9 protein-coding genes are annotated in these 14,127 nt (G+C 70.2%); 6 read left to right on the forward strand and 3 right to left on the reverse strand.

Annotation, left to right across the window (positions count from 1 at the left end; all coding sequences use genetic code 11):
- Positions 1 to 8 precede the first annotated feature (8 nt).
- The 3 genes from ABN028_RS09830 to ABN028_RS09840 all read left to right on the forward strand — a co-directional run bounded on the left by ABN028_RS09830 (position 9) and on the right by ABN028_RS09840 (position 3,948).
- The gene (locus tag ABN028_RS09830) at positions 9 to 1,439 is read left to right on the forward strand and encodes a cytochrome P450 (RefSeq protein WP_349696375.1); all 1,431 of its coding nucleotides are present in this window, start codon (positions 9 to 11) and stop codon (positions 1,437 to 1,439) included.
- A 130-nt stretch (positions 1,440 to 1,569) separates the two neighbouring features.
- Positions 1,570 to 2,154, forward strand: coding sequence for a MarR family winged helix-turn-helix transcriptional regulator (locus tag ABN028_RS09835; RefSeq protein WP_349696376.1), 585 nt, complete (start codon positions 1,570 to 1,572; stop codon positions 2,152 to 2,154).
- Positions 2,155 to 2,259: 105 nt separating this feature from the next.
- Entirely contained in the window at positions 2,260 to 3,948 is a 1,689-nt protein-coding gene (locus ABN028_RS09840; protein WP_349696377.1) for an MDR family MFS transporter, read from the forward strand.
- A gap of 96 nt (positions 3,949 to 4,044) precedes the next feature.
- Here the strand turns inward: ABN028_RS09840 and ABN028_RS09845 are convergent, their stop codons facing one another.
- On the reverse strand, positions 4,045 to 5,376 hold the full coding sequence (locus ABN028_RS09845; RefSeq protein ID WP_349696378.1) for an AI-2E family transporter: 1,332 nt from the start codon (positions 5,374 to 5,376) through the stop codon (positions 4,045 to 4,047).
- Between the two features lie 162 nt (positions 5,377 to 5,538).
- Positions 5,539 to 6,498 carry an ROK family protein gene (locus ABN028_RS09850; RefSeq protein WP_349325369.1) on the reverse strand — a complete coding sequence of 320 codons (960 nt, stop codon included), beginning with the start codon at positions 6,496 to 6,498 and terminating at the stop codon, positions 5,539 to 5,541.
- A 417-nt stretch (positions 6,499 to 6,915) separates the two neighbouring features.
- Here ABN028_RS09850 and ABN028_RS09855 point away from each other — a divergent pair, with 417 nt between their 5' ends.
- On the forward strand, positions 6,916 to 7,815 hold the full coding sequence (locus ABN028_RS09855; protein WP_349696379.1) for a hypothetical protein: 900 nt from the start codon (positions 6,916 to 6,918) through the stop codon (positions 7,813 to 7,815).
- 152 nt (positions 7,816 to 7,967) lie between these two features.
- On the opposite strand, the gene ABN028_RS09860 is transcribed toward ABN028_RS09855, so the two are convergent.
- Complete coding sequence (locus ABN028_RS09860; protein WP_349696380.1) at positions 7,968 to 11,591, reverse strand: hypothetical protein; 3,624 nt, start codon at positions 11,589 to 11,591, stop codon at positions 7,968 to 7,970.
- A gap of 379 nt (positions 11,592 to 11,970) precedes the next feature.
- Between ABN028_RS09860 and ABN028_RS09865 the strand changes: the two genes are divergently transcribed.
- Both ABN028_RS09865 and menC read left to right on the forward strand, forming a co-directional pair.
- Positions 11,971 to 12,819, forward strand: coding sequence for a GNAT family N-acetyltransferase (locus ABN028_RS09865; RefSeq protein WP_349696381.1), 849 nt, complete (start codon positions 11,971 to 11,973; stop codon positions 12,817 to 12,819).
- A gap of 22 nt (positions 12,820 to 12,841) precedes the next feature.
- Positions 12,842 to 14,119, forward strand: coding sequence for an o-succinylbenzoate synthase (gene menC, locus ABN028_RS09870; RefSeq protein ID WP_349696382.1), 1,278 nt, complete (start codon positions 12,842 to 12,844; stop codon positions 14,117 to 14,119).
- Positions 14,120 to 14,127: the final 8 nt, after the last annotated feature.

Consider the following 14,127-nt stretch of genomic DNA (forward strand, 5'->3'; position numbering starts at 1 on the left):
AACGAGTCATGCGGATCGCCCGGCCACCAGGACCACACGGCGTTTTGCTCTATGCAGGCCTGCTCGCCAGCGGCTCCCCGACCGACTACCTCACCCGCGTCGCCGCGCGGCATCCGCGGGTCGCCCACCTCCGGCTGGGGCGCGAGCACGTCTACGTCCTCGGCCACCCCGACCTGGTCCACGAACTGTTCGTCGTCCACGGCCGCTCCACGCGGAAGGGTCGCGCACTCGAACGGATCCGGATACTCCTCGGCGACGGCCTCTTGACCAGTGAGGGCGAACTGCATCGTACGCAGCGAGGGCGCATCCAGCCGGCCATGCACGGCGGACGGGTGGCAGCGTATGCGGAGACGATGGTCGCAGCCGCGCTGGAGCACGATGCCCGTTGGCGGATCCTCTCCGGGGCCGGGCCGGCAGCCGAGGGGACCGCCGACACGCCGGTCGGCGGGGCGGTGGACACGCCGGTCGGCGGGCCGGTCGGAGCGACCGCCAACGCACCCGCTCCCGCAACCGTTGACATGGCGGAGGAGATGTCGGGGCTTACGCTCACCATTGTCGGGCGGGCCCTGTTCGGCTCCGACCTGCGCGAACTCGCGAAGCCTGTCGCCGAGTCGCTCGGCGTACTTCTGCGCGGGTTCCAACGGCACGTCCTGCCGGGAAGCGACCTGCTGCTCCGGCTCCCCACCCGCCGACGGGCTGGCCTCTTCGCCGCCGTCGACCGGCTCGACCTCCTGGTCCGGCAGCTGATCGACCAGCGCCGGGCGGCCCCTCCGGGACCGGACCTCCTGTCGGCGCTCCTCACGAGCATCGACGACAACTCTCTCGTCCGCGACGAGGTGATGACGCTGCTGCTCGCCGGACACGAGACCACGGCGACCGCGCTGACCTGGACGTGGTGGCTGCTCTCGGAACACCCCGAGGTCGCCACGTGGCTTCATGAGGAGGTGGACGGGTACGACCGGGACGACCTGTCGTCCGCCGACCTGGAGCGGTTGCCCCGGACCAGGGCGGTGTTCGCCGAAGCGCTGCGGCTCTATCCACCATCGTGGATTCTCGGCCGGCGTACGCTCGTCGATCTGGAGCTCGACGGCTGGACGCTACCGGCGGGGTCGCTGTGCGTGGCCAGCCAGTGGGTCCTGCACCGGGATCCGCGGTTCTGGAACGCGCCTCTCGAGTTCCGGCCCCAGCGATGGATCACCCGCGAAGGTCGGTGGGACGAAGCCGCGCCGGGTCAGCCGCGCGCTGCGTACCTTCCGTTCGGGATCGGGTCGCGAATCTGCGTCGGCTTGGCGTTCGCGTGGATGGAGGGCGTCCTCGTCCTCGCCACGCTGGCCCGCCGGTGGGCCGCGCAGACCCTGCCCGATCAGGTCGTCGCCGTACGCCCGGCGGTCACCCTGCGACCAAGGAACGGCATCCGGATGAGCCTCCACCAGCGTTGACCCTCTGTCCCGTGATCATGATCATGATCACGGGGAACGCCGAGGGCCGGCGCGGCTGGATACGAGGCGCACGAGGGTCACTTCGGAAAGTAATACTTGCATGGCGCAACTACCGACCTACACTTGCACGGTGCAAGCAGTTCACTCGTCGGCCGCCGACCGGCCCGGGCTCTCCCGCGAACTTCCGCGTGACACGCCGGAGGCGCTCCTCGTCGCCCTGATGCGGATGATCCGCCTGATCAAGCGGACGCAACCCACCGCGATCGAGCCCGCACTCCAGTACGTCCTCTACACCGTCAACTGTGCCGGACCGCTGCGGCTCTCCGACCTCGCCGAACAGGTCCAGCTCGACGTCTCCACGGTGAGCCGGCACGCCCGCGCGCTCGAGACCTCGGGCTATCTCCAGCGCACCGTCGATCCCGACGATCGCCGTGCGGCCCATCTGTCCGTCACGAACGCCGGACGCCAGGTGCTCGACGATGCGTTCGCGCGCCGCCGGGCGAACCTCGACGCCGCCCTCGCCGACTGGCCGGAAGGCGATCTCCATACGCTCGAACGCCTGCTCAACCGGCTTGCCGACGACCTCGAACACCAGTCCTCACGAGGCGCAGGGACAGGCGCGGGGACAGGCGCAGGTCCGGATCCTTCCCCTTCATCCGTACCGCCCGCTCCTGACCCGCCTCCGCCCGGCACTCCGGAAGTGCACGACGCCTGACCACGGGTGACCCGGGGACACCCGGCGTCGCCGGCCTCGCGCCACACAGCGCGAGTGACACCACGTCACACCGTTCCCACGTAACAACCCGCAGGAGACCATTCGATGACCGAGCAGCAACCTCCGCCCTCGACCACACCCGCCGCCGCATCCGCCGCATCCGCCCCTTCGGCCGCCGCGTCGGCCGCACCCGGCACACCGGCGGCCGTGCCCGCAGGCGCGGCACCGGCGGAGGTCGAGGGCAACACGTACCTCTCCCACCGGCAGATCCTCATCGTGCTCGGCGGCCTGATGGCCGGCATGCTGCTCGCGGCACTCGACCAGAGCATCGTCGGTACGGCACTCCCCCGCATCGTCAGCGAACTCGGCGGCCTCGACAAGTTGTCCTGGGTCGTCACCGCCTACCTCCTCACGTCCACGGCATCCACTCCGCTGTGGGGCAAGATCTCCGACCTCTACGGCCGCCGACCGATGTTCCAGGCGGCCATCGGGACGTTCCTCGTCGGCTCGGTGCTCTCGGCGCTCTCGCAGAACATGCTCGAACTCGTCGCCTTCCGGGCCATCCAGGGCCTCGGCGGCGGAGGCCTCATGGCGCTGGCGTTCGCGGTGATCGGCGACATCATCCCGCCCCGCCAACGCGGCCGGTACCAGGGTTACTTCGGCGTCGTATTCGGCGTCTCCAGCGTCGCCGGACCTCTGCTCGGCGGATGGTTCACCGATGGCCCGGGCTGGCGGTGGATCTTCTGGATCAACCTGCCGATCGGCGCCGCCGCGCTGGTCGTCACGTCGTACGCCCTGCGGATGCCGAAGATCCGGCGCAACCACAAGATCGACTACCTCGGCGCGGCCACCATCGTGGCGGCGGTGTCCTGCCTGCTGCTGTACCTGTCGTGGCGGGGCGAGTCGGCCGGCTGGACCGAGGGATGGGCGCTGGCCCTGCTCGGGGCGAGTGTCGTGCTCGTCCTGCTCTTCGTCCTGGTCGAGTCGCGTGCCTCCGAGCCGATCATCCCGCTCCGGCTCTTCCGCAACTCGGTCTTCACCGTGAGCAACGCGTTCGGGCTGCTCGCCGGGTTCGTGATGTTCGGCACGATCATCTACCTGCCGTTCTACCTGCAGGTCGTCCAGGGCATGTCGCCGACGGCCTCCGGGCTGGCGATGCTCCCCACCGTCGCGGGAATCTTCACGTCCTCGATCGGATCCGGCCAGCTCATCACCCGCAACGGGAAGTACAAGATCTACCCCGTCATGGGCGGCCTGATCATCGCGTTCGGTGTGTGGCTCCTGTCCCGCCTCCACGCGGACTCGTCGTTGTGGACGATCGGGCTCTACGCCTACGTCGTCGGATTCGGGCTCGGCCTCACGATGGCGACGATCATGACCGCTGTCCAGAACTCCGTGCAGATGCGCGACATGGGCACCGCCTCCAGCTCGGTGACGTTCTTCCGGACCATGGGCGGAGCGATCGGCACAGCGATGTTCGGGGCCATCCTCACCAGTCGGCTGTCGACCCACCTGGCGGAGGAACTGCCCGCGCGGGCTGCGGCGCAGATCCCTGAGGGCGCCACCCAGAACGTCACCGCCATCCAGAACCTCCCGCCGGCGCTCAAGGAGCCGGTGATCGAGGCGTTCGTACGTTCCCTGCACGACGTCTTCCTCGCCGGCGTGCCGTTCGCGCTCGCTGCGTTCGTCATCGTGCTGTTCCTGAAGGAGCTCCCCCTCGCGACCGGCCAACCGACGGCCGGCGGCTCGGCACCCGAGGGCGGCACGGAACCCGAAATGGCCCGCTCCCGCTAGCAGCAGCGCGCCCCAGCAACAGTCGGCGGGTCCGCGCGGCTAGTGACCGCCGGGCCCGCCGATCGCTGTCATGGGCCGACGGGTGGCGATCGCGGGTCAACCTGGCGGTGGCGCCGGCATCTGTCGCGTCTCCGCGGTCGTACGCTCCTGCGCGAGGTGCCGGACGATGCCGTTCAGGACCGCCACGAGGGGTACGGCGAACAGCGCACCCGCGATGCCGGCGAGGTAGGCACCGGCACCGATTCCCAACAGGATCGCCACCGGATGCAGCCGGACGAACCTTCCCAGCAGGAACGGCTGCAACACGTGCGCCTCCAGCTGCTGTACCAGCAGGACGCCGCCGAGCATGATGAGCGCCACGAACGGTCCCTTCGCGACGAGCGCGACCAGCACCGCGACCGCCCCCGACACGAGCGCACCGATGATCGGAACGAACGACGCGAGGAACACCAGGACCCCGATGGGAACGGCGAACGGCAGGCCGAGGACCAGCGCGACGATCATGATGCCCACCCCGTCGACGAACGCGACGATCACTGTCGCCCGGACGAACGCAGTCAGCGACACCCATCCGCGCCGCCCCGACGAGTCGGCGAGGACGCGCGCCGACCGCGGGAAGAAGCCGACGAGGAAGCGCCAGATGCGTTCGCCGTCGTACAGCATGAAGTACGTCGTGAACAGCGCAAGGAAGAGCCCGCCCACCACGTGACCCACCGTGGTACTCACTCGGAGGGCACCCTCGGTGAGCTGGTTCGTCGTGACGAGCTCGCCCAACGACTGGAAAGCGTTGTCGATCTCGGCCTCTGACAACTTCAGCGGACCGCGGATGAGCCAGATACGTACCTGGTCGATCCCGTCGACAACCTGGCGGTAGAGCCCCTGGTAACCGGTCGCGACCTGTTGGCCGACGAGCGCCAGCAGACCGAGGACGACGATGATGAGGCCGAGCAGGGTCAGACCGGCGGCGACCCCGCGCGGCAGCCCGGAGCGGTGCAGACAGTCGGTGACCGGAACGATCAGCGCGGTGACCAGGGCCGCGATCAGCACGGGTACGACAATGATGCTGATCTGGAGCAGCAAGTAGCCCGTCACCCCGGCGGCGGCCAGGATCAACAGCAGGCGCCACGACCATTCGCTGGCCACGAGAACGCCGTGTGGGATGTCCACCTCGCGGCCGCGCGGTGCGGCCGTGCTCGTGGTCTGTGCCCGGCGCTCCACATCACCAGGACCAGGACCAGCGTCTGTGGGAGGAACGGGAGCTGCGCCAGTGTCACGGGCGGGGCCAGTGTCACGGGCAGCGTCCACGTCACGGGTGGGGCCCTCGCCACCGCGACGGGCGGGGGCCTTCGGCCGGCGGCCCGCTCGGCCGGACAGGCGCGCCGCCACCCGACGCAGCCGACCCCACCAACCAGCCCTCCCGGTGATCATGCCGGGCTCCTACCCGGGAACGAACACCCGGAACGCGGCGCGCCGAGCTCGCCACAGGATGGTCACCCGGTTGGTACTCCCGGCCGTCACTCCAGCCGGTCATCCCAGCCGGTCCCCAGCTGGTCATCCCGGTCAGTCATCCCAGCCGGTCACCCCGGTCGGTCATCCGGGGGTCCAGTACTGATCGCCCGCCAGGACGAACGCGGCCGCTCCGACGATGCCGGCGTTCTGGTCCAGACTCGCGCGCCTGACAACCACGTCCCGGGCGAACTCGATCCTGGCGTACGTTCGGAGGCTCTGTTCGAGCGGCTCGAACAGCAGGCCGCCCACCTGGGAGACGCCGCCACCGACCACCACGAGCTCAAGGTCACAGAGCGCGACGGCCGACGCGATGCCGATACCGACCGCATGCCCGGCGCGTTCGAACGCCTTCCGCGCGATCTTGTCGCCGGCCAGCGCGTCGTCGGCGAGATGCTTGGCCGTTGCCGCCTCGTCGTCCTGGCGCCAGCCCTGCTGGCGGGCCCACGTGACGAGCGCCGGCCCTCGAGCGATGGCCTCGACGCAGCCGCGCCCCCCGCAGCCGCACTCCGGCCCGGTCGGGTCGGCGACGATGTGGCCGACGTGGCCAGCGTTGCCGCTGCGGCCGTCGATGAGCCGGCCGCCGAGTACGAGCCCACCACCGACGCCGGTGGACACCACCATGCCGAGCATGTTGGCCACTCCGCGACCGGCGCCCCGCCAGTGTTCGGCCACGACGACGGCGACCGCGTCGTTGTGCACCCGGACCGGCACGCCTGGGTAGGCAGCACTCAACCGATCCCGCAACGGGAAGTCCCGCCAGGGCAGCAGGTTCACCGGCGACACCACGCCGGCGGGCCAGCGCATCGGACCGCCACAACCTACGCCCACGCCCTGGATGGCCGGCCGCCCGGCAGCGTCCAGAACGCTTTCGCACAAGGTATGCAATCGTTCCCAGATGGCGAGGTCACCGTCGTCAGGACCCAGAGTGGTGGGCGCCCGGTCGCTGACCAGGACGTCGCCTTGCGCGGACACGAGACCGGCCGCGATCTTCGTACCCCCGATGTCCACGGCGAGCACCGGGGCGGCCGACTCGTCCCTCATCCGGCCGGCACCGGTGCTCGACCCAGAATCCGGCGACCCAGAATCCGGCGACCCAGAATCCGGCGACCGGGAATCCGGCCCCCTGGAGTCGGCGGGCCGTTCGGTGGGGCTGCCGGGGTCGTTCTGGTCGGGCCGATGAGTCGCGCCCTGGCCTGAAGTGCCTTCGCTGGTAACTCCGGAGGTGTCGTCGGTCATGCCAGCAATCTTGCCGGGTGCTGCCACGACCCTTGTCAGGAGGACGACACTGTGCTCATTGATCGAGACGGCTTCCATTGATCGAGACGGCTCCTCCTTATCGAAACGGCTCCGATAGATCGAGACGGGTACACCGATCACGACAGGTACATCGATGGGCCGGGCTCATTTGTCGGTAGGGGCTCGTTGATCCAGTCGGGCTCTTGGAACGGGACGGGTGCCATGGCATGGGACAGCGGTTGGCGCGACGCCTCACCCGACGTGGCCGAGGTGGTCGATCCCCCGCGCCGCGGTCCCGGCTGGGCCCGCCCGGTCGCCGTCGCCCTGGTACTCCTCGTGGCGGGTCTGCTGCTGTTCGCCCGTCTCACCAGCTCCGCCGTTCGCGCCGAAGCGGCACCGGCGGCCTTCCTGGACAGCTACACGGTCGAGCTGGACATCCAGCTCACCAACAGCGGCGATGACCACCTCGAGATCACACCGGACCTGCCGCCACTGGCCGGGATGGAGTTCCGTGGCGCTCGGGACACCGCCCGCCACCCCGTGCATGCACAGAATCCGATCCAACTGCCCGCACAGGGTCGTACGACACTCTCCCTGACCTGGCAGGTCACCGACTGTGTGCCGGCCCGGGCTGCCAAGGCCACGGAGATCACCCTTCCGATGCTGGTCAGGCCGTTCGTCGGCGCGGCGGACACGATGGACGTGTCGGCGGGAACCCTCTACGACCTCACACCTGCGGTGTGCGACCAGCACCCTGGGCGCGGAGTTCCTCGGCTCGTCGGGCAGGAAGTGACGCCTGGCCCAGAGGGGGTGTCGGTCGCGCTCGAGGTCTTCAACGGTGGCGGTCGACCGTTGACCTTCCGCGCCGCTGACCTCCCGGCCGGATGGATCCACCTGAACAACGTCACCGCGTCGCCCGACACCGACCGGCAGATCCCGGTCGGCCGCGAACGAACGGTCCGGCTGCGCTTCGCGCCACACGACTGCTCGGCACCCATCGAAGGTCCGGCGACGCTCAAGCTGCGTTTCGACAGTGGAGACGGCAGCCGCTCGCAGCTTCTCTCCGTACGCCTGGCGGAGAGCTGGGCGAACCTGCTCGGCGTATGCTCGCCGGAGTACTGAGACAGCTCGCCGGGGTCATCCCCCACCCGGCTGTCACGCACGTTCCGACCACCGGGCGAATCGTGGGGGTGCCGAGCGAGGCGTTCCGTCCTGCGACTCCGCCAGCCCGTCGCCGTGCCGTTGGGGCAAGCGCCGAGCGGACCTCGGCGGGGTCAGCGCAACCGGCCGAGTCGGGAGTATGCCCCAGGCTGGGGACCGTCGGCGACGTGCTGAGGTGGCGGTGGCTCGGACTCGAACCGTGGCAGGTCGGCGAGGTCGACCATCGGTGGGGACGACCCGTCCGTACGCCTGCGCGCCGCGTCGATAGCCATCTCGGCGAGGTAGGCGGCCAACCTGGCGTTGCGAAGCTGGCCCTCGGCAGGCGTGGCGGCCAACATGTCACCCGCCCGCCGGGCGGCATCGTCCGTGGCGACCGCGCCCCGCTGCTCGACGACCCGCCCGAAGATGGTGGCGTAGTCACCCGCGTCGAAGTCACGGGTACGGACAACCCGCCACCATGCCGCGAGCGCCGGGTTGATGTCGACCAGACGGCGGTATCCGTCGGGCCCGGTGAACACCACAACCTGCAGGTCAGGTCCGCAGATGCTGATCAGCCGGTGCAGTTCCTCGGCCAGTGCCGCACCACGGGCGCCGTCGCTGATGATCTGGTCGAGGTCTTCGATGGCCAGCAGGCGTTCGCCGAGACAACCGTCCACCCATTCACGCAACTGCCCGACGGCCGTCGTGGGATCGAGCCGGGCGAGATGCTCATACGTGATCGTGATGGCGGTGCCGTCGAACCCGCGCGCCGTCACCAACTTCGACAGCACGTCGACGGTCATGCCCTCGCCGGTGCCGGGTGGTCCGGCGACGAGGAGACGCAGGTCCTGTTCGGGCGCGGCGACCGACTCACGAAGTGCGGTGACCAGGGCAGGCTGGCCGACGATGCTGTCGATCAGGGCCAGCACCTGGGCGCGCGGGCCTGTCGGCTCGCGACGCGTCCACATGGCGTAGTCGGCGGGCTCAGACTCGACCTCGACCGGTTCACGGTAGTCGCCGGGCGGTGTGGCGTTGTACCACGCGAAGTCGTTGCTCGGGCTGCCGACCGGGCTCGCGGGCGGAGCCACGGGAGCGGGGAAAGCCGGCCCGCCAGAGCCTGCTTGGCTACCAGAGCCGCGTTGGGCGCCATAGCCGAGCTGGTCACCGGCGCCACTCTGTACGTCGGGCCCACTCTGTACGTCGGGCCCACTCTGTACGTCGGGCCCACTCTGTACGTCGGGGCCGCCCTGACTGGCCGGTGCGCCCCGGCCGGCCGTGCCGCCATAGCCACCGTGACCCCCTGAGACCCCGGCGCCGCCGTGTCCGGCGGTTCCCTGTCCACCGGTTCCCTGTCCACCGGCGTGCGGGGGAATCGGATCAGCGGACCGGTCGGCCGGTGTCCGGACCCCGTTGCGCTGGTGGTCCGGGCCAGGACTGTCGGGGTGCTGGCCGTGACTGGCGAACGCCTCGAACCCCCATGGACCGGCCACAGCCTCGGAGGATGTGTGCTGGTCGTGTTCTGATCCGGCGCCGTGTGATGCCCCGTGCGGACCAGTGTCGGCGTGGCCTCGCCCAGACTCGTTCGCTCGGCGTCCTTGCGGAGGGGTCGACGGCCCGATCAGTCCGAGCATCTGCTGGGAGAAGACCGTGGTCGCGTCGCCACCCTCAGGTGGCATGGGCTTGGCGTGGGCTCCCGTGATCTGCTCGGGCGGGACGGACGATGTCCCCGCCTCCGACTCCGCGATGGACTGACGACCAGCGACGGCGCGTCGGCCACGTTCGGTCTGGGCCGGTTCGCGGGTGCTTCGTTCCGGTTGAGCTACGCCGGTAGGGCCTGCTGCGGTGTCGGCCGCTGCCGGGTCCGAAGACGCGGTCTGACCAGCCTGACCCTGCTGCTCGGATCGCGTTGGCCGTTCGGGAGGCGTCACCTGTCCAGCACGTGCAGGAGCTCCGGCATCGCCTTCCTTCTCGACCCGCGCGGGCTGGTCTGGCTGCATGGCCGGTGTCGCGCTGGCCGGCTGGTCCGGTCGTGCGGGCCGCTCCGACGCTGCGGGGTGGTCGGGGTGTTCTGGCAGGTCGTGCCCAGCGGTGATCTGGTCCGGATCCGCTCCAGTCGGGTGCCCCTCGGCAGCCGAACCGTCGGCTCGGCTCGCGCCAGTCCGGTCCGCTTCGACGGGTTCCCCAGGAACGTCTCCCTGAGTCCGTTCCACCGGGGCTGGTTCCACCGGGGCTCGTTCCACCGGGGCTCGTTCCACCGGGGCTGGTTCCACCGAGCCTGATTCCACCCGGCCTGGTTCCACCGGAGCCGGGTCGAGTGAGGCCCGCTCCGCCGGGGCATGGTCCCGGCGGGCGCCAGCGCCCTCACTCATCGGCTGGTCGCTGGCCGACTCCCGGACAGCGGCCCCTCGCGTAGCAGAGTCCCGCGCACCTGCCTCCTGGGGAGCCGACGCCGCGGCCGACTCCTGCGCACGCGCCCCTTCTCCAGCCGCCTGCTCGACGGCGACCTCATCGCCCGGCCGCTCCCCCGGGGACGGGCCTGAGTCGAGACTCTCGCCAGCGAACTCCTCCTCGGGCAGCCGACCGCCAGCCTGAACGCCGAAAGGGAACGCGTCATCAGCCGCCACCCACCCCGCCACCGAGCTGGATCCGGTGAGAGGGTGCCGCACCCGGCGTACCCGGAAGAGCCGGCGTACGTCCTCCTGGAAACAGTCGACGGGCACGAGGCACGGGCGGGGGGTCACCGGAGCACCCGGGAGACCCTGGACCGCGCCGGTGAGGCGTACGGAAAGGTCGAGCCAGGCGCGGCTGAGCTCGAGTTCGCCGGCGACGAGCGCCCTCGCGAGCCAGTCGCGGACCCGGCGCCGCCAGGCCTCGGCGTTCCAGGTCCGCAGGACGACGCGCAACTGTTGCTGCACCTGGGAGTACAGCTCGCCCCGGACCCCGACCGCGAGCTCGGCAGGAGCCTCGGTCATACCGGCCTGGATCAGCAACGAGACGAACGCCTGGGTCGAGTCGCCGCCGCCCGGGACAAGGGTGCCGAGTCGCTCGTGTGCCGCGATCCAGCCGTCGACGATCCAGCTGAGGTAGCCGACCGGTCCGGTGAGCTCCGGCAGGATGGCCACCAGGTCGTCGCCGGCGAGCTCGGCCCAGCGTTCCTCGAGCCGGCCCCACTCGGAGCGGACGTACGGCGTGGTGAGGGTTGCCTCGAGCAGGTCGGCGTCGCGTCGTGCCTCGTCGTACAGATGCAACAGTGCCTGCCGACGTTCGTTCAGTGGGACGACACCGTCGAGGGCTTGCAGCGCTTCGGTGGTGAGGTCGAGCGCCACCGTGCGGCGGGCGCGGTCGTCTCCGGCGGCCTGGAAGAGGTTCCGGCCGGGCGGCCGCCAGGAGGATCCCTGTGCCACCCAGCGGCGGTCGGGTTCGGCCTCGATGACGGGATGGATCCGGAAGCGCTCGACCAGGTCGTGTTCAACGCGGCGACATACGCCGGCGCGCACAGCGGCGTCACCGCAGAGGAACGCCACCATGCCCAGGACGTCGGCGACGACGGCGGGGGTCGGGGTGCGCAGTCCGGGCTGCTTGCCGAGGGTGAGCTGTGCCGATCGCCGATCGGCGACCAGGGTGTCGATGCGGGCCGCCGCCTCGTCGAGGAGGCCATCGGGCACCGCCCACGGCCCGTGAGAGTAGACATCCAGCACGGGCCTGTCGGTGAACAGCAGGTCGAGAGCTCCGCGTAGCCGGGACTCACTCGTGACCACAGTCGTCCTCCGTGCCGACGGGTGTCGCGTTGGCCCTCAGGGCGACCCCGACCGGCGGTCGGATCGCGAACAGGACAGATCGCCGCGAAGCCTAGCGGAGTGGTGCGACAAAGACATCGGCTGGCGGGGGCGGATGGATCACACCGAGCGGCGGCTGAGGATTTCATGGCCAAGCCCCGAAGTGGTGGCACCACGCCCGGCGTGTCACCGATTCTTTTCCGCGCCGTCTGCGCGGCGAGTCGGGGACGTCAACCGACCGACGAGGCAGGCCGGGACGTCGGCAGCCCTGGACGTCGGCAGCCCTGGACGTCGGCAGGCCGGGGCGTCGGCAGGGCGGGGCGTCGGCGCCGCGTTCGCGGCCAGTGAAAGCATCAGCTTCATGGACACCGCTGCCGGGCCCTCCCTCACGGTCCGTCCGCTCGAACAGCCGGCGGAGATGAAGGCGAGCGTCGAGCTCTACCGCGCTGTCCTCGAACTCGGACCGAGCGCGCCCGCCGTCAGCCCGCGGCTGCTCTGGGCACTGCGCCGCAACGGTGGTTCGGTGATCGGGGCGTTCGACGGCGAGCGGCTGGTTGGCTTCGCGTACGGATTCGTGGGGAAGGACGCCACCTCGGGTGAGGTCTACCACTACTCGCAGGCCGCTGTGGTGCATCCGCAGTGGCAGGGGCGCGGGGTCGGTCGGGCGCTGAAGTCCGGCCAACGCGCGTACGTCCTCGGCACCGGAATCACGACCATGCGCTGGTCCTACGATCCGGTTCGCGCCGGTAACGGGCACTTCAACCTCGACGTCCTGGGGGCACGGGCGAGGTGGTTCGTCCCCAATCTCTACGGTGTCGAGGACATGGGGCGCGACCACGGCCACCCGAGCGACCGGCTGATCGTGGAGTGGGACCTTGCGGGGCCGCCGTCGCCACCGGCCGTGGACCAGGTTCCGACCCGCCTGCCCGGATGGGGCGAACTCGTCCGGGAGGGCACGGACATGCTGATCGGTATTCCGCGCTCGTGGTCCGACGTCGCGCGTGAACCGGACCGTGCGAAGCAGGTGCGGACAGCGGTGAGTACGGCGTTCGAACGAACGTTGGGCCAGGGATACGTCGGGGTGTCGTGCCGGGCCGACGACACGGACTCGGCGTGGTACCGGCTCCGGCCGGCATCCGCGAGCATCGGTCTCACGCCTGCCGCGCCGGGCTCACCTTCCGCCACCGGCGACAGGACGCAACGACCGTGAGCCAGCTACGGAGGACGACCCGATGAGCCCGGACCCAGCCACACCGGAACCAGCCAGCCAGAAACCAGGCAGCCAGAAGCCAGAGAGCCCGGATCCGACGGCACCCGAGCCGACCACGCAGGGGGCCAAGGCACCCGACCCGAGGAGCCAGGCACCGACGAACGACAGCGCGGCGGTTCCCCTCGTCGGCGTGGAGGCGTTCCGGGTCCGCCTGCCGCTGGTGCACGAGTTCGAGACGAGCTCGCACCGCAAGTCCTACCTCGAACACATCCTGGTCCGACTCGAAGACACGGCCGGCTTCGTGGGCTGGGGCGAGATCGCGTCGCCGAGCGATCCGTTCTATTCGGCGGAGACGGTCGACACGTGCTGGTGGATGCTGGCCACCCACCTTGCACCTGCCGTACTCGCGCACCGGTGGACGACGCCGTGGGAGGCCGACCTCGCGTGGGCGCGGATCCGGGGACACAATTTCGCCAAGGCCGGCTTCGACATGGCCTGCTGGGATCTCGCGTGCCGGCGGGAGGACATGTCGCTCGCGAGCGCGTTGGGCGGCACCCGGACCAGCGCGCCAGCGGGCGTCAGCCTGGGCATCGAACCCACCGTCGACGATCTGCTCGCCCAGGTGAGCCACCATCTCGACGACGGATACCGGCGGATCAAGCTCAAGATCGCACCCGGGTGGGACACCGAGCCGGTCCGCGCGGTCCGCGGCACCTATCCCGATCTCGCGCTGCAGGTCGATGCCAACGGCGCGTACGACGAGGATCCCGTTCATCTGAACGCGCTCCAGGCCCTCGACGCGTACGACCTGCTGCTGATCGAACAGCCCTTCGCGCCGGGAGCCCTGGCCGCGCACGCACGCCTGCAGGCGCGTCTTGACACCGCACTGTGCCTGGACGAGTCCATCGACGACCTTGATCAGCTCGACACGGCAATGGCGCTCGATGCGGCGAAGATCCTCAACATCAAGGTGTCCCGGATGGGTGGGATCACGCCGGCACGACGTGCGCATGACCGCGCGGTCGCCGGGGGGTGGCAGGTCTGGTGTGGGGGGATGCACGAGTTCGGGATCGGGCGCGCGGCCAACGTCGCGCTCGCCAGCCTGCCCGGTTTCGCCTTGCCCAGTGACGTTTCGGGCTCGGACAAGTACTACACCCAGGACGTGGTGGATCCGCCGATCCGGGCGTACGACGGAGAGGTGCCGGTGCCGCTCGACCGCCCGGGGCTGGGCCACGACGTCGACGAGGACCTGATCCGCTCCCTTGCCGGCGACACGTTCACTCTGCGCCCTCCCCCGTGATCATGAAC

The organism is Actinopolymorpha sp. B17G11, assembly GCF_040196095.1.
Classification (GTDB): domain Bacteria; phylum Actinomycetota; class Actinomycetes; order Propionibacteriales; family Actinopolymorphaceae; genus Thermasporomyces.